A 16750-nucleotide genomic window follows, 5' to 3' on the forward strand; every position below is an offset into this window, starting at 1 on the left:
CGACCCTGCTCCCCCACCACAACGAGGTTGGTCCCGCTATCCACCGGATAGCGGGACCAACCTCGTTCTCAGCGGCCGCCTCGGGCCACGACACCGTCAGTCCGCGGTCACGAAGAGGTGGCGCGTGACGTCGTCGGGCAGGTCGAGGACGGTCAGGGCGCCCTCGCCCGAGGCGGTGAGGACGCCGTCGCCCACCGTGACCACGAGGGTCCGGTGCGGGAGCACGCCGGCCTCGGCGAACCGCGCGAGCAGCTCGACGTCGACCTGGATCGGCTCCGCGATGCGCTGGAGCACGACGCGCACCTCCGTGCCCGGCACCGCGCCGCGCGCGACGAGGTGCGCGCGCAGGGACACGACGCCCTGGAGGTAGCCGACCTCGGGCAGGTCCTCGCCGAGCTCGCGCAGGCCGGGGATGGGGTTGCCGTACGGGTCGTGCGCCGGGTGGTCGAGGAGCCCGACGAGGCGCCGCTCGACGAGGTCGCTCATCACGTGCTCCCACCGGCAGGCCTCGGTGTGGACGTGCTCCCAGTCGAGCTTGATGACGTCGGTGAGCAGGCGCTCGGCGAGGCGGTGCTTGCGCATGACGCGCACCGCCGTCTGCTGGCCGAGGGCCGTGAGCTCGAGCTGGCGGTCACCCCCGACGACGACGAGGCCGTCGCGCTCCATGCGCGCCACGGTCTGCGAGACCGTCGGCCCCGAGTGCCCGAGGCGCTCGGCGATCCGCGCGCGCAGCGGAGGGATCCCCTCCTCCTGCAGCTCGTAGATCGACTTCAGGTACATCTCGGTGGTGTCGATCAGGTCGGTCACTCGGCCTCCCGCGGCAGGTACGCACTCTTCTCTGGAACCATTCCAGTCTAGCGCTCTCTCATCGACACGATGATGTGCCTCTTGCTCATACCGTGCGTCACACACTATGGTGTGTGACATGACCGATCCCGAGATCTACGCCGGGCACAGCCAGGAGGTGCGCCGCGGCTCCGTCGTCGTCGCGAGCCTGCTGCTGCTGCGCACGCCCGGCTACGGCTACGGGCTCCTCGAGGCGCTCGCCGCAGCGGGCGTCCCCGTCGACGCCAACACGCTCTACCCGCTCCTGCGCCGGCTCGAGAAGCAGGGCCTCCTCGTGAGCGAGTGGAACACCGACGAGGCGCGGCCGCGCAAGTTCTACCGCACCTCCCCCGCGGGCGAGCGCTTCGCCCGCGACCTGCTCGACGAGTGGCTCGCGATCGCACGGAGCCTCCAGACCATCGACTCCCAGGAAGGCACGTCATGACGCTCACCGACCGCTACGTCGCCGCCACGCTGCGCCGCGTCCCCGCGAGCCAGCACGCCGACCTCGAGCAGGAGCTCCGCACGTCCGTCGCCGACGCGGTCGAGGCCAAGGTCGAGGCCGGCGCCGACCCGGCCCGAGCCGAGACCGACGTCCTCAACGACCTCGGCGACCCCGACCGCCTCGCGGCCGACCTCGCCGGTCGCCCGCTGTACCTCATCGGGCCGACGCTCTACCTCGACTGGCTGCGCCTCCTCAAGGTGCTGCTCTGGGTCAGCCTCATCCCCGGGGCGATCGTGCTTACGACGGACCTCGTCGACGGCGGCCCCGTCGGGTCGGCCATCTGGAGCGGCATCTGGACGACCGCCTCGGTCGCCCTCCAGATCGCGTTCTGGACGACCCTCGTCTTCGTCCTGCTGGAGCGCTACGGCGCCCCGCGGAGCCGGGACGAGCTCACCGGCCCCTGGACGGTCGACCGCCTCCCGACCGAGCGCGCGCCCCGCGAGGTCACGCTCGTCGACACGGTCGTGTCGGTCGGCCTGCTCGTCCTGGTCGCCGCCGTGCTGCTCCTCCAGAACGTCGCGACCTACCGGGGCCCCGACGGCACCGCGGTCCCCGTGCTGCACCCCGACCTGTGGCCCGTCTGGACCGGCGTGCTCGTCGCGCTCGTCGCGGCCGAGATCGTCCTCACGATCCTCGTGTACGCACGCGGTCGGTGGACCATCGGGCTCGCCGCCGTCAACACGGTCATCGGGGCCCTGTTCGCCGGGGTGGTCGTGTGGCTCGCGAGCGCCGACCGCCTCGTGAACCCCGCGTTCCTCGAGGTCACGGGCGGCGACTCGCTCACGTGGCTCTCGAACGGGATCATCGCGGCGACCGTCGTCATCGCGGCCTGGGACGTCATCGACGTCTGGGTCAAGACCCTGCGTGGTCGTCGCGCCTAGGCTGACCCGGTGACCAGCCGCCGCCTCGACCGCGTCCGACGCGCGGTCGAGGCGGCCGCCGCGCGTGACGGGTTCGCGCTCGACGCGGCGCAGTCCGCGCTCCTCGACCGGCTCGTCCGGCTCGGGGAGGAGCTCGCCGGGGCCCGACGGCGCCCCGTCCGCGGCATGTACGTGTGGGGCCCCGCGGGGCGGGGGAAGTCGTGGCTGGCGGGGGCGTTCTTCGCGGCCGTCGCGGACGGGCTCCCCGCCGGCGCGACCAAGCGGGTCCACGTGTACGACCTGTTCCGCGAGCTGCACGCGGCGATCCACGCCCGACGGGTGACCGCCCTCACCGGGCCGCGGCCCGCCGTCGGGCAGGGTGGCCCGACGCGCGGGTGGCGCACCCGGGCGACCGCGCCGGTCGCGGAGCCGACGCCGCCCAGGCCGTCGGAGGAGTCGCCGGAGCCACGCCCCGGCGCCGTCGACTCCGCGATCGACGGCCTCCTGCGCGGGACGACGCTGCTCTACCTCGACGAGCTCCACCTGCACGACACCGGCGACGCGACCCTGCTCACCCGGCTCCTGCGTCGGGCGTTCGCGGCGGGCGTCGTCGTGCTCGCGACGTCCAACTACGAGCCCGGCACGCTGCTGCCGAACCCGCTGTGGCACCACGTCGCCGAGCCGGGGATCGCGCTCCTGCGCGCGCACCTCGACGTCGTCGAGCTCGCCGGGCCCACGGACTACCGGACGCTGGGCGGGCGCGGTCGCGCCGGGTTCGCCGCGGGCGCGTGGCTCCGCCCCGGCACGACGGCGCAGCTCGACGCCCGCGGCCTGCGCCGCCCGGGCGCGGACGAGGCGACGGCGGTGCGCACCGGGTCGCGCACGTTCCCCGTGACGGCGGCGCGCGCGCACGAGCTGTGGGTGACGTTCGACGACCTCGCGGGCCGGCCGACGTCGACCCTGGAGTACCTCGACTGGTCCGTGCGCTTCCGCCGGTGGGTCGTCACCGACGTCCCCCTGCTGACCGCCGTCGACCGCGAGGCGCAGCAGCGGTTCATCGCGGTCGTCGACGTGCTGGTCGACGCGGACGTCGAGCTCGTCGTCACGTCGCCCCATGCGCTCGGCACCTTCCGCACCGCGCTCCCCGACCGCCCGGACGCGTTCCGCACCGCGAGCCGGCTCCAGCTCCTCACCGAGGACGCGGGCGGCGGCGTCCCGGCGGACGACGCCCCGCACGCCTGACCCGGCGCGTCCCAGGGCTCGCGTGCGGGGGTGTCGTGGGCGACGGTTACGATCGGCCGCAACCGACTCGACTGGAGGCACCTGGTGGCACGCTCCGACGGCACCGACGACGGCGGCGCGCGCGGTCAGCGCGGGCCCCGCGCGGCGGACGCGCTCACGTGCTCGTTCTGCGGCAAGTCGCAGCGGCAGGTGAAGCGGCTCATCGCGGGCCCCGCGGGCGTCTTCATCTGCGACGAGTGCGTCGCGCTCTGCCTCGAGATGGTCGAGGAGGACCGCGAGACGGAGTCGGCCGAGCAGGACATCGTCACCGGCAGCGGCCCGCTCCCCACGCCGCACGAGATCTTCGCGCACCTCAGCCGCTACGTCGTCGGGCAGGACGGCGCCAAGCGGGCGCTGGCCGTCGCGGTGCACAACCACTACAAGCGCGTGCGCGCCGCCGCTGCCGCCGAGGAGGCGGGCGAGGCCCTCGCGACCGACGACCCGGACTACGTGGAGCTGGCGAAGTCGAACATCTTGTTGATCGGTCCGACGGGGACGGGCAAGACGTATCTGGCGCAGACGTTGGCGCGGATGTTGAACGTGCCTTTTGCGATCGCGGACGCGACGGCGCTCACCGAGGCGGGGTATGTCGGTGAGGACGTGGAGAACATTCTGCTGAAGCTGGTGCAGGCGGCGGACTTCGACGTGAAGAAGGCTGAGACGGGCATCATCTACATCGATGAGATCGACAAGGTGGCGCGGAAGGCGGAGAACCCCTCGATCACGCGGGACGTGTCGGGTGAGGGTGTGCAGCAGGCGTTGTTGAAGATCATCGAGGGCACGTCGGCGTCGGTGCCGCCGCAGGGTGGTCGTAAGCATCCGCACCAGGAGTTCATCCAGGTGGACACCTCGAACGTGCTGTTCATCGTGGCGGGGGCGTTTGCGGGGTTGGACGACATCGTGGCGGCGCGGGCGCGCAAGCGGGGTGTGGGTTTTGGTGCGCCGATCGAGACGGGTGCGGGGGAGGACCTGTTCGCGCAGGTGCGTCCGGAGGATCTGCACCGGTTCGGGTTGATCCCGGAGTTCATCGGGCGCCTTCCGGTGATCGCGTCGGTGGCGGCGTTGGACCGGGAGGCGTTGGTGCGGATCCTGACCCAGCCGCGGAATGCGTTGGTGAAGCAGTATCAGCGGATGTTCGCGATCGACGGGGTGGAGCTGGAGTTCACCGAGGGTGCGGTCGAGGCGGTCGCGGAGCAGGCGTTGTTGCGGGGGACGGGGGCGCGGGGGTTGCGCGCGATCATGGAGGAGGTGTTGCAGCAGGTGATGTTCGACGTGCCGTCGCGTGATGACGTGGAGCGGGTCGTGATCACGCGCGAGGTCGTGCTGGACAACGTCAACCCCACGATCGTGCCGCGCACCACGACCGCGCGCGCCCGCACCCCGCGCGAGAAGTCCGCCTGACCCCGACGCCCGTCGACCGGACGACCGGGTGAATTCCGCTCGACCGGTGCCGGGGCGCTCACCACGCCCACCTAGCATGTGCCCATGAGCACGCCCGATGGTTCTCCGGCACCCGGTTGGTACGACGACGGCAGCGGGACCGGTGTCCAGCGGTACTGGGACGGATCGTCGTGGACGCAGCACACGATCCCGGCCCCGCAGAACCAGCCGGCCGCTCCCGGTACCGGCTACGGCGCCCCCGGCGGGGACCCCTCGGCAGCAGCCTACGGAGCCGCCTACCCGGGCGCGACGACGGCCACCGCCCGCACGGTCCACCCCCTCGGGTGGGTGGCGCTGGCCGCCGCGGTCGTCGGGTTCGTCTTCGCCTGCATCCCCGGCGCGCTGATCATCGGCTGGGTCCTGCTCCCGATCGCCTTCATCCTGTCGATCATCGGGTTCTTCGTGCAGGGTAAGAAGTGGCCGGTCGTCACGGCGCTCGTCCTGTCCGTCGTCGGGACGATCGTCGGCTTCGTCGTCTTCTTCACCGTGGTCAGTGACTCCGTGGACGAGGCCTTCGGCGGCTCGGACGTCACCGTGACCACCCCGGACGCCGAGGACTCGGCGCCTGCCGAGGACGAGGGCGCGGCGGAGGGGACCGAGACGGACACGGAGCAGGAGGCGGCCTCCGAGCCGGGCAGCCGCGAGAACCCGGTCCCTATCGGCAGCGTCATCAGCGGCGACGACTTCGACGTGACCATCAACTCGGTGCAGCTCGACGCGACGGACGCGGTCATGGCACCCGACCTGTACAACGAGCCGGCCCCCGAGGGGTTCACCTACGCGCTGATCAACGCGACGATCACCTACACGGGCGCGGAGTCGAGCTTCGCCATGGCGGTGGGCATCGACTACGTCGCCAGCACCGGCGAGGTCCTGGCCGCGTACGACACCTTTGCGCTCCCGCCGGACCCGAGCCTCGGTATCGACGAGCTGTACACGGGCGGCACCACGACCGGGAACACGGTCATCGCGGTCCCGGCGGGAGACCCCGGCCTGATCCGTGTGACTCCGGGGTACTTCGCCGACGAGGTGTTCGTCGCCACCCAGTAGGGCTGTCCTACGCGGTCCGCAGCCAGTCGCGTGCCGCGGCGACGAGGAGCGCGACGCCCAGGCCGAGCGTCGGCTCGGGGACGGGCGCGAAGTACGGGGAGTGGTTCGGGGCGACGCCGTCGGGCAGGTTGCCCATGCCCGTCGCGGTGGACAGGTCGAACGCGGCGAACAGCGCGGGGTCGAACCCGCCGAGGTTCCAGTAGACGAGCGGCACGCCGGCGGCCGTGGCGAGGTCGCCGACGTCCTCGGAGCCGGGCAGCGGCGGCAGCGACACGACCGCGGCCCGCCCGCCCGCGGCCTCGATGCGGTCGTGCTGCTCGTCGAGCGTGCGAGCGAGGACGGCCCGGGTGCGCTCGGCGGCGGCGGGGTCGTTGACCATGAGGTCGAACGTCGAGACCTCCTCGTACTCCGGCGCCTGCGGCGCCCCGGACGCCGCGGCCTCGGCGTCGACGATGCGGTGGATCGCGTCGAGCACGCGACGGCGCACCTGCGGCGTGAAGGACCGGACGTTGACGAGCAGCTCCGCCGACCCCGGGATGATGTTGGCCTGCGTCCCGGCGCGCAGGGCCCCGACGGTCACGACCGCGGACTCCCGCGCCCCCACCTCCCGCGACACCACGCCCTGGAGCCGCATGACCGTCGCGGCCGCCATGACGACGGGGTCGACCGTCGACTCGGGGCTCGAGCCGTGACCACCCTTGCCGTGCAGGGTGACGCGGAACGAGTCGGTCGCGGCCATCGCCGGCCCGGCGGTGAGGTTGACGACGCCCACGGGCAGGGGCATGACGTGCTGCCCCAGGACGACGTCGGGCCGCCCGCCGGTCCGGTCGAACAGCCCGTCCGCGACCATCGCCCGCGCTCCCCCGCCGACCTCCTCGGCGGGCTGGAAGACGACGACGAGCGTGCCCGACCACGTGTCGCGGTGCGCGGCGAGCTCGGCCGCGGCGCCGAGCAGGCACGTCACGTGCACGTCGTGGCCGCACGCGTGCATGGTGCCGGACTCGTGGCCGTCGGGCGTGGTCGCGGTGTCCGTCGAGGCGTAGGGCAGGCCGGTGAGCTCGGTGACGGGGAGCCCGTCCATGTCGGCACGCAGCAGGACGCGCGGTCCGTCACCGTTCGCGAGGACGCCCGCGACGCCGGTCCCGCCGATCCCCTCGTGCACGTCGTACCCCCAGCCGCGCAGCCGCTCGGCGACGATCCCGGCGGTCCGGTGCTCGGCGAACGCGAGCTCGGGGTGCCGGTGGAGGTCGGTGTAGACGTCGGTGAGCTCGGCGGTGGTCAGCGGGGTCGCGGTCATGCACGCATGATCCCGCGCCCGGCGACGGGCGGCGACCGCGCGTCAGCCCACGAAGAGGCAGAACGGGTGACCGGACGGGTCGGCGTAGACGCGCAGCGGCTCGTCCGGGTCGTCGGACCGGTCGAGCAGCAGCCGTGCCCCGAGCGCGAGGGCGCGGTCGTGCTGCCGGTCGAGCTCCGCGACGTCGGGCACGGTGCAGTCGAGGTGCAGCTGCTGAGGCACGCCGTCGTCGGGCCACGTCGAGGGCGGGAGCGCCCCGACCTGCTGGAACGCGAGCTGGACCCCGCCCGGTGCGGCGCGCAGCACGAGCCAGTCCGCGCCGTCGGGGTCGGGCTCGCCCGCGGCGGGCGGCTCGTCGCCCGCGCGGTACTCGAGCCCGAACAGGCCGCGGTAGAACTCCGCGAGCGCGCGGGCGTCGGTCGTGTCGAGCACGACCTGGGCGATCCGGGGGAACACGTCGGCCACGGTGACCACCTCCGCTCGCCACCGTCGCGCCGCGCCCGCGCGCTCGCAAGCAGGTGCGGTCGCGGCACGCGAGGATGGGACCGGACGACGGCACACCACCCACCGGGAGACGACGTGACGGACCAGGACGGGCGCCTCGCGCGGCACGTCGCGGAGGCGGCGGACGCGTGGCTGCGCGACCCGCTCGACGCGGGGGTGTACCGGCGCCTCGTCGACGCGACGCTCGCCTGGCGGGCCGACGGGGGCCGCGTGGTGCAGGGGCTGCCGGAGCCGGGTGCCGTGCCTGGCGCCTCGCCAGGGGACGGGCCGACGGCGCCGCCTCGCCCGGCCGTGGGCACACCGGACGACGACGAGCGCTACCTGCGGCCCGACCGGGCCCCGCGGGCCGTGGGCAGCACGCTCGCCGACGTGGCGAGCCTGCTCCGGGCGCGCGCCGGCGCGGCGGACGCGGAGGGCACGGCGGACGTGGCGGACACGGCGGACGACGAGCGCCCCTGACAGCCGTCGGCCGCCGTCCGCCCGCGCCACGGCACGCGGCGACGCCGACGCGTCAGCCGGTGGCGCAGGTGGGCGTCGGCGGCTCGCCCGCGAGGCGCGCCTCGGTCCAGCGCACGAGGTCGGAGGCGAGCGGCGAGTCCGCCTGGACGAGGCCGACGTGGTCCCGCCCCTCGTACGTGCGGTAGTCGACCGGCTGCCCGGCCGCGCACCGCTCCCCCACGTACGCGTCCTGCGTGCTCGGGAGGACCAGCGGGTCCGACGCCCCCTGCGCGACGAGCAGCGGCGCCTCGACCGCCCCGGTCGGCACGTTCTCGGCGAGCCGCTCCCCCAGGGCGCCGTCCGTGGGGTCGGTCGTCCACAGCGGCTGGTCCATGGACAGCGCCTCGGCGACGGAGACCAGCGCGCCCGGCTCGGACAGGCAGCGGGACGCCATCTCGTGCACGACGAGGCGCGCCCCCGGGCGCACGGCCTCGATCGCGTCCGCGTCCGGGTAGGCCGCGTCGTACGCCGCCACGACGTACGACGCGAACACGCTCCCCCCGGCCACGTTCTCCAGGTGGGACACCATGTCCGTGAGGTCGCTCGCGGGAGCGAGCGCGGCGACGCCCGCGAGCGGCACGTCGGGGGCGTACGCGGGCGCGACGGCGCCCGTCCACAGGGCGGCGTGCCCGCCCTGCGAGTGGCCCCACACGACGGTCTGCTCACCGAGCGTGGCGTCGTCGAGGGCGCGGGCCGCGCGCACCGCGTCGAGCACGGAGCGGGCCTCGCCCTGGCCGACGAGGTACGGGTGCGGTCCCGGCGTGCCGAGCCCGGCGTAGTCGGTGGCGACGAGGGCCCAGCCGCGCGCGAGCACGTCGTCGAGCAGGAAGAACGCGCCGGACTCGAACGGCTCGTCGAGCACCGACGGCGCGCACCCGCGCCCGAAGCCGGTGGTGCCGTGCGCCCACGCGACGACGGGCGGCGGCGCTCCGCCGTCCGTCCCGACGCCGTCGGGCACGACGACGAGGCCGCTCGCGACGGTGGGCTCCCCCTCGTCGAGCGTCGTCGTGTAGAGGATGCGCCAGGCCGACGCCCCGTCCGGGATCTGCCGCGTGAACGGCTCGGCCCGCAGCAGGCGGCCGGGCTCGTCCGGGAGCGCGTCGGGCGCGTCGTAGAACGCGTCGGCGTGCGGCGCGGCGCGCTGCACGGCGACGCTCACGCCCGTGAGCCCCGCGGCCGCGACGAACGCGAGCACGGCCCCGACGAGCGCGGCCGGGCCGCGGCGCGCCGACCGGGACCGGCGCGACGGCGCGGCGACGGGGTCGGGCGGACGGCGCGCGGCGCGCGCACGGCGCAGCCCGGCGACGAGCAGCCGCACGCCGAGCAGCACGAGGCGCACCCCCAGCACCACGGCGACGACGAGCACGGTCACGTCCGGCCAGACGAGCGCGAGCCCGCCGAGCAGCACGGACGCCGCGCCCACCGCCACGCGGGCCCAGCGGTCCGTGCCGGACGACCGGACGCCGTCGACCACGTCGAGGACCCCGGCGACGACCAGGCCGACGCCCACGAGCAGCGCGACGACCCCGATCGTCGGCGCGGGCCACACGAGCACGGCGACCGCGAGGGCGAGGAACAGCAGCCCGCGCACGACGCGCAGGGCGCGGGGGCCGCGCGCGTCCGGGGGCGCGCCGCCGTCGCCGACGAGCTCGGCGACGCCGAGGACGGCGAACGCCGCGACGACCGCGACGACGAGGACCGCGAGCGAGGCGAACGGCCGCAGCACGACGGCGGCGCCGAGCGCGGTCGCGGCGGCGCCGAGCACGACGGCGGCCCAGGGCGGCAGGCGGTCCCCGAGGTCGCGCAGCGCGCGGCGCGCCCGGGCGGTGGTTCGGCTCACGTCGCGACCGTAGCCACGCGTCCCGCAGGGCGCGCGCGGAGCGCGTGGCGCAGGCCGGGAGGGGTCGGCGGTCAGACCGCCTCGGGCGCCACCTGGCGCGCGAGCTCCTCGACGATGCGCACGTCGGCGTCGAGCCACGGCACGTCGAGCCAGCGCCCGGCGTCGAGCCAGGTCAGCTCGTCGTGCTCGACGAGCGGCTGGGGCTCTCCCGCGGTGACCCGCGCGAACCACAGGCGCATCACGTGGCGGTCGGTGATGATCCAGGCCCCGTGGTCGGGGCCCACGATCTCGTCACCGAGCTCCACGGCCACGCCGAGCTCCTCGCGGAGCTCGCGGTGCAGCGCCTCCGTCGGGGTCTCGCCGGGGTCGACCTTGCCCCCGGGGAACTCCCAGCGGCCCGCGAGGTGCGACGGACGGGACCGGCGCGCGCTGAGCAGGAGCCGCGGGGCGACGAGATCGTCGACGATCGCCGCGGCCACCACCAGTCTGCGCAGAGTCATACGCGGAGTGTCGCACGGCGTCGTGACGTGCGGGTGACGCGACCGCGACCGCGGCCTGCGAGGGCCGCGGGCCCGTTCGTCAGCGCAGGCCGGCCGCCCGGGCCCAGGCCACGGCCTCGGCACGGGTCGAGACGCCGAGCTTGCGGTAGAGGCTGCGGACCTGCGACTTGACCGTGTTGCGCGTGACGAAGAGCTTGGTGGCGATCTGCTCGAGCGTGACGTCCTCAGACAGGTTCGACAGGACGACCCGCTCCCGGCGGGTCAGCGGAGCGATCGGCGTGGCGATCCGCTCCGACGGGGCCGCCACGGGGCGGACCAGCTCGATGGTGCTCATGTTCTCCTCCAGATGCTCTCCGGTCACGTCATCCCCACGTGGCGAGTTCCGGTTGGTGCTACTTGAAGGGATGGGACGGGAGTCGTTTCATGACGCGACTTCTCGCGACGAGTTTCAGGACGTTCGTCCAGACCCGGACGAACCAGCCGCCGGAGCGGCGTCGGTGCAGGTCAGACGAGGTGCTGGTACGAGAGCAGCAGCAGCGCCACCGCGGTGTAGTCCTCGACGGAACCCGTCGAACGGGTCACGACGCTCACGCTCATCTGCTCGACCGTCGGGAGCATTCCCTGGGCGAGGTCCTCCTGCAGCGTGCGCTCGACGGTGTCGCTCAGCGCTGCCATGGCGGCGTCGATGCTCGCCTGCGGTCCCGACGTGAGGTAGGTCGGCGTCGGGACGCGGGGCCCGTGGCTCGCACGGGTCTCGCGTCGGGTCGGGCTGTCGGGCGACGTCACGGTGTCGATCATGGGAGTACCCCCCTGCCAGTCCGGGGGACCGTCCCCTCGGCACCCACCACCCTGGTGCGCGGTCCTCGGGGGAATCCCACGTCCGCCGCAGGAGAACCTCAAGATTTGCTCAAGACTCGGGGTTCGTGGCCTCCCGGGCGCCGTCGGTCAGGGCGCGCAGGCGCTGGAGACGTGCCGGCACCGCGGCGAGGTCGCCCCCGCGGAGCGCCGCCTCCAGCGCGCGCGCGGCCGCGGTCGTGTCGTCGTCGCCGAACGTCCCGGCGGACCCGGCGACGGCGTGGCACAGCGCCGCAGCCTCCAGGACGGCCTCGGCCGAGGGCTCCTCCGCGCCGTCCGCCCCGGGCCCCAGGAGGCGGGCGGCCTCCTCGACGCGGGCCGCGTTCCGGGCGCGCGCCCGCTGCCGCAGCACGACGAGCGCGGCGTCGAGCCGGTCCTCCGCACGGCCGTCGGGCCCGGCCGTCACGGCTCCCACCCGAGGAGCGCGCCCAGCCGGGCCGCGAGGTCGAGAGCGTCGAACGGCTTCGTGATGACGCCGGCCGCGCCCAGGCCGTCGAGGCGCGAGATCTCCCCCGCGCCGACCTTGGCGGTGAGGAAGACGACCGGCACGTCACGCAGCGCGGGGCGCGTCCGCAGGCGCGCGAGCACGGTGGGCCCGTCCACGACGGGCATCATCACGTCGAGCACGATCGCGTCGGGCCGCACGCGCTCGGCGAGCGCCGCGCCCTCGTCCCCGTCGGCGGCGACGTGCACTTCGTAGCCGCCCACCACGTCGAGCGCGAGCTCGACGACCTCGCGGATCGACGGGTCGTCGTCGATGACGACCACGCGCCGCCTGGTCTGCCCTTCCGCGTCCATCGTCCCGACGCTAGCCGAGAAGCCCGTGCCCGGCAGCGCGCGCCCACGGGCGGTCCCCTACGCTCGACGCATGGTGGGGCAGCGGGGACCGGCGGAGCGGACGCACGACCCCTTCGTCCTCTGGTGCTGGGTGGTCGGCGTCCTCCTCGTGCTCCTCGCCGCGGTCCTCGCGAGCCCCCTCGACGCCGAGACGCGACGCACGGTCTCGCAGGCCTCGATCGTGAGCGCCGGGGCGATCGCTGCGGCGAGCTGCGGGTGGCGCGCGGCACGCTCGACGGGCCGACGGCGTCGGGCGTGGAGCCTGCTCGCGCTCGGCGGCGTGGTCGGTCTCGTCGGCAACGTCTACGCGGGCCTGGTCGACAACCCGTCGACGGGCGACTACGCCTACATCGCCGCGCTGGTCCTCGGCATCGTCGGGCTCGCGTTCTTCCCCACCGTGCGCCCGCGCGGCAAGGAGATCGGGCGGATGCTGCTCGACAGCGTCGTCGTCGGCGGCTCGGTGCTGTACATCGCGCTCTACGCGGTGACGCTCCGCTCGGCCGAGGCCCCGCCGACCGGCACCACGGCCGTCACGGCGTACACGCTCCCGGTGGTGGACGCGCTGCTCGCGACCTTCGCCGTCCTCGTGATGACCCGCTCGACCGCCTCCGAGCGGGTGCCCCTCGTGCTCGTGGGCAGCGGGTTCGTGCTCTACGCCGTCGCCGACGTCGCGTTCGCCCTGCTCTCGGCCGACGGCACGTTCACGTTCGGCAGCCCGATCGACGTCGGGTGGGTCGGCGGGTACCTCATGATCGCGCTCGCCGCGCGGCACCGGGCGGCGAGCGGCAGCCCGGTGGCCGACGAGCGGGCGCAGGGGTCCGCGATCCTGGGCACGACCGTGACGTTCTGCCTGTTCCTCGCGGCCGCCCTGATCCGGGTCGTGCAGTCCTCGACGGGCTTCACGTGGGCCCCGAACGCGCTGTGGGTCGTCGTGCTGCTCGCCGTCGTCGCACGGCAGATCCTCGTCGTCGCCGACAACGAGTCGCTGCTGCACGGCCTGGAGCGACGCGTCGAGGAGCGCACGTCCCAGCTCCGCGCGCTCGCCGGCGAGCGCGCGCGGACGCTCGAGTCCGTGGCGGACGGCATCTACGGCGTCGACCCCGACGGCCGCGTCACCTTCGTCAACGCGGCGGCGTCCCGCACGCTCGGCGCGAGCCCCGACTCGCTCATCGGCCGGGACGCGCACGCGCTCTTCCACGCCCCCGACGCGGACGGCAACCCCTATCCCGCTGACTCCTGCTACATCCGGGAGGCCGTGCGCGACGGCATCACCGCGGTCGCCGAGCAGGACGTCTACCTCCGCGAGGACGGCTCCGAGGTGGCCGTCGAGGTCACGGCGAGCCCGCTCAAGGACGACGGCCGCACGCTGGGCGCGGTCGTCGTGTTCCGCGACATCACGGACCGGCGGGAGGTCGAGCGGCTCAAGGACGAGTTCGTGTCCGTCGTGAGCCACGAGCTGCGCACGCCGCTCACCGCGATCCGCGGCGCGCTCGGCCTGCTCGACAGCGGGGCCCTGGGCACGCTCCCCGAGCGCTCGGCGCGCATGGTGCACGTCGCGCGGTCCAGCAGCGACCGCCTCAACCGGATCGTGGACGACATCCTCGACATCGAACGCATGGACTCGGGCACGACGCCGCTCGAGCGGGCCGACCACCGCGTCGCCGACCTCGTCTCGACGGCCGCGGAGCCGGTCGGGCTGCTCGCGCGCGACGCCGGCGTCGAGATCGTGCAGGAGGACACCGACGAGGTCGTCGCCGTCGACGGTGACCGCGTCGTGCAGATGCTGACCAACCTGCTGAGCAACGCCGTGAAGTTCTCCCCGCCGGGCGGGACGGTCCGCGTGTCCGCGCGCTCCGCCGGGGAGATGGTCGAGCTCCGCGTCGAGGACGAGGGGCGCGGCATCCCGCCGGACAAGCTCGAGGCGGTGTTCCGGCGCTTCGAGCAGGTCGACGCGTCGGACTCGCGCGAGCGGGGCGGCAGCGGGCTCGGCCTGGCGATCTCGCAGAGCATCGTGGAGCGCCACGGGGGCCGCATCTGGGCCGAGAGCCGCGGCGAGGGCATGGGCGCGACCTTCCGCGCGACCCTCCCCCGGCCGGAGCCGGTCCTCGACCCGGCCGACGACGTGCCCGCGACCGCGCCCGGCGACCAGCGCCCCCGGGTCGTGGTGGTCGACGACGACGCGTACGTCGTCGACGTGCTGCGCGCGGTCCTGGAGTCGCGGGGGTACGACGTCGTCGGGGTGACCGACGGCACGCTCGCCTTCGCGGCCATCGAGGCCGCCCGGCCCGCCGCCGTCGTGCTCGACCTCGCGATGCCGGGGCGCGACGGGCAGGACGTGCTCGACCGGGTGCGCCGGAGCGCCGCGACGGCGAACGTGCCCGTCGTCATCGTCTCGGGCTCGCAGCCCTCGAAGGCCCAGGCGACGGCGTCGCTCGCCGACCGCTGGCTCGTCAAGCCGGTCGCGCCCGCGGAGCTCGAGCGCACCGTCAAGGAGGCCGTGAGCCTGCGCCCGCACCACGAGCACGTGCTCGTCGTCGAGGACGACCCGGAGGTCGGCGAGGTGGTCCGGGCCGTCCTGCAGGGCGCGGGCCTCGTCGTCACGCTGGCGCGCAGCGTCCACGAGGCGCTGGAGGTGCTCGCGGGCGGCGACGACCCGGCGCTCGTCGTGCTCGACCTCACGCTGCCCGACGGCGCAGGCCGCGAGGTCGTCGACGCGCTCCGCCAGGACGGCCGCCTGAGCCGGGTCCCGCTCGTCATCTACAGCGGGGCCCGCCTGGACGCGCACGAGCGTGCGGACCTCCGGCTGGGAGATACCGTCTACCTGCGCAAGGGGAGCACCGCCCCCGAGAAGCTGCTGGAACCCGTGCTCGACCTCCTGGACACGGCCGCGGGCCGCTGGGGCACGGCGCACGACGACGGGGCAAGAGCCTCAGGGACGGAGATCACATGACCGCGGGACCCATCATCTACGTGAGCCACGGGACGGGCACGGGGAGGACCGAGCTCTCCGCGTTCGACGCGGCGCTCACGGACGCCGGCGTCGGCGACTTCAACCTCGTCCGGCTGAGCTCCGTCGTGCCGCCCGGGTCCCGCGTGGTCGAGGTGGACCGTCTCGAGGAGGGGTACGGCGGGCACGGCGACCTCCTCTACTGCGTGTACGCCGAGGCGCACGCCGTGATGCCCGGCCACGAGGCGTGGGCCGGCGTGGCGTGGTCGCTGCGCGACGACGACAGCGGTGCCGGTCTCTTCGTGGAGCACGAGGCGCCGTCGCACGAGCAGCTCGAGCTGGACCTCACGCTCAGCCTCGAGGACCTGGCCGCGACCCGCGGCAACCGGTTCCACCCGGCCGGTCGCCGGGTCGCCGGGGTGCGCTGCGAGTCGCTGCCCGTGTGCTCCGTCGTCGTCGCCGCGTACCGCCGCGAGGGCTGGGACGGGGAGACCCGGTGACGGCGCCGACGCGCGCCGGCGCGGGGCGCGCCGCGGTGACGTTCGAGCAGACCGTGGGCGGCGAGCTCGCCGACCGGTTCTGGGAGCTCTACCTCGAGGCGTTCGAGCCGCTGCGCACGCGCGCGGCGGCCCGGCACGTGCTGCACCGGGAGGAGTTCGACGAGGAGATGAGCGACCCGCGGGTCCTCAAGCTCCTCGCGCACGACGACGACGGCGCGGCCGTCGGGCTGACGACGCTCGCGACAGACCTCGCGGCGGTCCCGTGGGTGAGCCCGGAGTTCTTCGCGGCGCGCTACCCCGAGCACGCTGCGCGCGGCGCCGTCTGGTACATCGGCTTCACGCTCGCCCACCCGGGCCGTCGGGCGAGCCGGACGTTCATGGACATGATCGACGCGCTCGTCGCGCACCTCGCGGAGAACCGCGTGGTGTGCGCCTACGACGTGTCGCGGTTCAACGACGACTCGTTGCGGTTCGCGGACAACCTGCGCCGCCACCTCGAGCGGACGCAGGACGTCGAGGTCGAGACCGTCGACCAGCAGACGTACTACGCGACGACGTTCCGCTGACCGTCGCGCCGACCCTGTGCCGGGGCGGTCCGCACCGCCCCGGCACGGCCGTCAGCTGCCGACGTGCGCCGCGTACTGGTCGGCGGTGAGCAGGTCGCCCGTGTCGACGACGTCGACCTTGAACAGCCAGCCGTCGGTGTACGGGTCCGAGTTCACGACGGCCGGGTCGTCGACCGCCGCCTGGTTCACCTCGACGATCGTGCCCGTCACGGGCGAGAAGAGCTCCGACACGGACTTGGTCGACTCGACCTCGCCGATGACGCTCCCGGCGGTCACCTCGGCGCCCACCTCGGGCAGCTCCAGGTAGACGATGTCGCCGAGGGCCTCGGCGGCCGTCGCGGTGATCCCGACGACGGCGGGCGTCGAGCCGTCGATCCACTCGTGCTCGGCCGTGTACTGCAGGTGCGCCGGGAACTGGGCCTCGGTCATGGGGTTCTCCTTCGGG

At 74.4% G+C, this 16750-nt stretch carries 19 protein-coding genes; 9 read left to right on the plus strand and 10 right to left on the minus strand.

The window, feature by feature from the left end; all coding sequences use genetic code 11:
• Positions 1–96: 96 nt before the first annotated feature.
• Positions 97–807: a metal-dependent transcriptional regulator gene (locus tag B8281_RS03485; RefSeq protein ID WP_085386932.1), complete on the minus strand. Its 711-nt coding sequence runs from the start codon at positions 805–807 to the stop codon at positions 97–99.
• A 118-nt stretch (positions 808–925) separates the two neighbouring features.
• Here B8281_RS03485 and B8281_RS03490 point away from each other — a divergent pair, with 118 nt between their 5' ends.
• From B8281_RS03490 to B8281_RS19105, 5 genes are all read left to right on the plus strand, one after another.
• Positions 926–1270 carry a PadR family transcriptional regulator gene (locus tag B8281_RS03490; RefSeq protein ID WP_043659819.1) on the plus strand — a complete coding sequence of 115 codons (345 nt, stop codon included), beginning with the start codon at positions 926–928 and terminating at the stop codon, positions 1268–1270.
• Positions 1267–2211, plus strand: coding sequence for a permease prefix domain 1-containing protein (locus B8281_RS03495; protein WP_085386933.1), 945 nt, complete (start codon positions 1267–1269; stop codon positions 2209–2211). Before B8281_RS03490 ends, B8281_RS03495 begins: the two co-directional genes overlap by 4 nt.
• Positions 2212–2220: 9 nt before the next feature.
• The gene (gene zapE / locus B8281_RS03500; protein ID WP_085386934.1) at positions 2221–3432 is read left to right on the plus strand and encodes an AFG1/ZapE family ATPase; all 1212 of its coding nucleotides are present in this window, start codon (positions 2221–2223) and stop codon (positions 3430–3432) included.
• An 84-nt stretch (positions 3433–3516) separates the two neighbouring features.
• The gene (gene clpX, locus B8281_RS03505) at positions 3517–4872 is read left to right on the plus strand and encodes an ATP-dependent Clp protease ATP-binding subunit ClpX (RefSeq protein ID WP_085386935.1); all 1356 of its coding nucleotides are present in this window, start codon (positions 3517–3519) and stop codon (positions 4870–4872) included.
• An 84-nt stretch (positions 4873–4956) separates the two neighbouring features.
• On the plus strand, positions 4957–5961 hold the full coding sequence (locus B8281_RS19105; RefSeq protein ID WP_232322659.1) for a DUF2510 domain-containing protein: 1005 nt from the start codon (positions 4957–4959) through the stop codon (positions 5959–5961).
• Positions 5962–5968: 7 nt separating this feature from the next.
• Here B8281_RS19105 and B8281_RS03515 read toward each other — a convergent pair whose 3' ends face one another.
• Both B8281_RS03515 and B8281_RS03520 read right to left on the minus strand, forming a co-directional pair.
• Positions 5969–7258: an amidohydrolase gene (locus tag B8281_RS03515; RefSeq protein ID WP_085386936.1), complete on the minus strand. Its 1290-nt coding sequence runs from the start codon at positions 7256–7258 to the stop codon at positions 5969–5971.
• Positions 7259–7300: 42 nt separating this feature from the next.
• Complete coding sequence (locus B8281_RS03520; RefSeq protein ID WP_043660025.1) at positions 7301–7723, minus strand: VOC family protein; 423 nt, start codon at positions 7721–7723, stop codon at positions 7301–7303.
• Positions 7724–7837: 114 nt separating this feature from the next.
• Here B8281_RS03520 and B8281_RS03525 point away from each other — a divergent pair, with 114 nt between their 5' ends.
• Entirely contained in the window at positions 7838–8221 is a 384-nt protein-coding gene (locus B8281_RS03525; RefSeq protein WP_085386937.1) for a hypothetical protein, read from the plus strand.
• A 52-nt stretch (positions 8222–8273) separates the two neighbouring features.
• On the opposite strand, the gene B8281_RS03530 is transcribed toward B8281_RS03525, so the two are convergent.
• From B8281_RS03530 to B8281_RS03555, 6 genes are all read right to left on the minus strand, one after another.
• A complete protein-coding gene (locus B8281_RS03530) occupies positions 8274–10100 on the minus strand; it encodes a lipase family protein (protein ID WP_085386938.1) in 1827 nt (608 codons plus the stop codon).
• Positions 10101–10171: 71 nt separating this feature from the next.
• Positions 10172–10600 carry a (deoxy)nucleoside triphosphate pyrophosphohydrolase gene (locus B8281_RS03535; protein WP_085386939.1) on the minus strand — a complete coding sequence of 143 codons (429 nt, stop codon included), beginning with the start codon at positions 10598–10600 and terminating at the stop codon, positions 10172–10174.
• Between the two features lie 79 nt (positions 10601–10679).
• The gene (locus B8281_RS03540) at positions 10680–10934 is read right to left on the minus strand and encodes a helix-turn-helix transcriptional regulator (protein WP_043653127.1); all 255 of its coding nucleotides are present in this window, start codon (positions 10932–10934) and stop codon (positions 10680–10682) included.
• 170 nt (positions 10935–11104) lie between these two features.
• Positions 11105–11398 (minus strand): hypothetical protein, encoded by a 294-nt coding sequence (locus tag B8281_RS03545; RefSeq protein WP_043653125.1) that lies wholly within the window; start codon positions 11396–11398, stop codon positions 11105–11107.
• A 109-nt stretch (positions 11399–11507) separates the two neighbouring features.
• Positions 11508–11861: an Hpt domain-containing protein gene (locus tag B8281_RS03550; protein WP_167496879.1), complete on the minus strand. Its 354-nt coding sequence runs from the start codon at positions 11859–11861 to the stop codon at positions 11508–11510.
• Positions 11858–12253, minus strand: coding sequence for a response regulator (locus B8281_RS03555; protein ID WP_043653120.1), 396 nt, complete (start codon positions 12251–12253; stop codon positions 11858–11860). Before B8281_RS03555 ends, B8281_RS03550 begins: the two co-directional genes overlap by 4 nt.
• A gap of 70 nt (positions 12254–12323) precedes the next feature.
• Between B8281_RS03555 and B8281_RS03560 the strand changes: the two genes are divergently transcribed.
• The 3 genes from B8281_RS03560 to B8281_RS03570 are packed head-to-tail and all read left to right on the plus strand — an operon-like array spanning position 12324 to position 16305.
• Positions 12324–15242: a response regulator gene (locus B8281_RS03560; RefSeq protein WP_157446548.1), complete on the plus strand. Its 2919-nt coding sequence runs from the start codon at positions 12324–12326 to the stop codon at positions 15240–15242.
• Positions 15239–15739 (plus strand): pyruvoyl-dependent arginine decarboxylase, encoded by a 501-nt coding sequence (locus B8281_RS03565; RefSeq protein WP_043653117.1) that lies wholly within the window; start codon positions 15239–15241, stop codon positions 15737–15739. Before B8281_RS03560 ends, B8281_RS03565 begins: the two co-directional genes overlap by 4 nt.
• On the plus strand, positions 15736–16305 hold the full coding sequence (locus B8281_RS03570; RefSeq protein WP_051027849.1) for a hypothetical protein: 570 nt from the start codon (positions 15736–15738) through the stop codon (positions 16303–16305). Before B8281_RS03565 ends, B8281_RS03570 begins: the two co-directional genes overlap by 4 nt.
• A 51-nt stretch (positions 16306–16356) precedes the next feature.
• Here the strand turns inward: B8281_RS03570 and gcvH are convergent, their stop codons facing one another.
• Positions 16357–16734, minus strand: coding sequence for a glycine cleavage system protein GcvH (gcvH, locus tag B8281_RS03575; protein WP_021483687.1), 378 nt, complete (start codon positions 16732–16734; stop codon positions 16357–16359).
• Positions 16735–16750: the final 16 nt, after the last annotated feature.

Source organism: Cellulosimicrobium sp. TH-20, from assembly GCF_002105775.1.
Classification (GTDB): domain Bacteria; phylum Actinomycetota; class Actinomycetes; order Actinomycetales; family Cellulomonadaceae; genus Cellulosimicrobium; species Cellulosimicrobium funkei.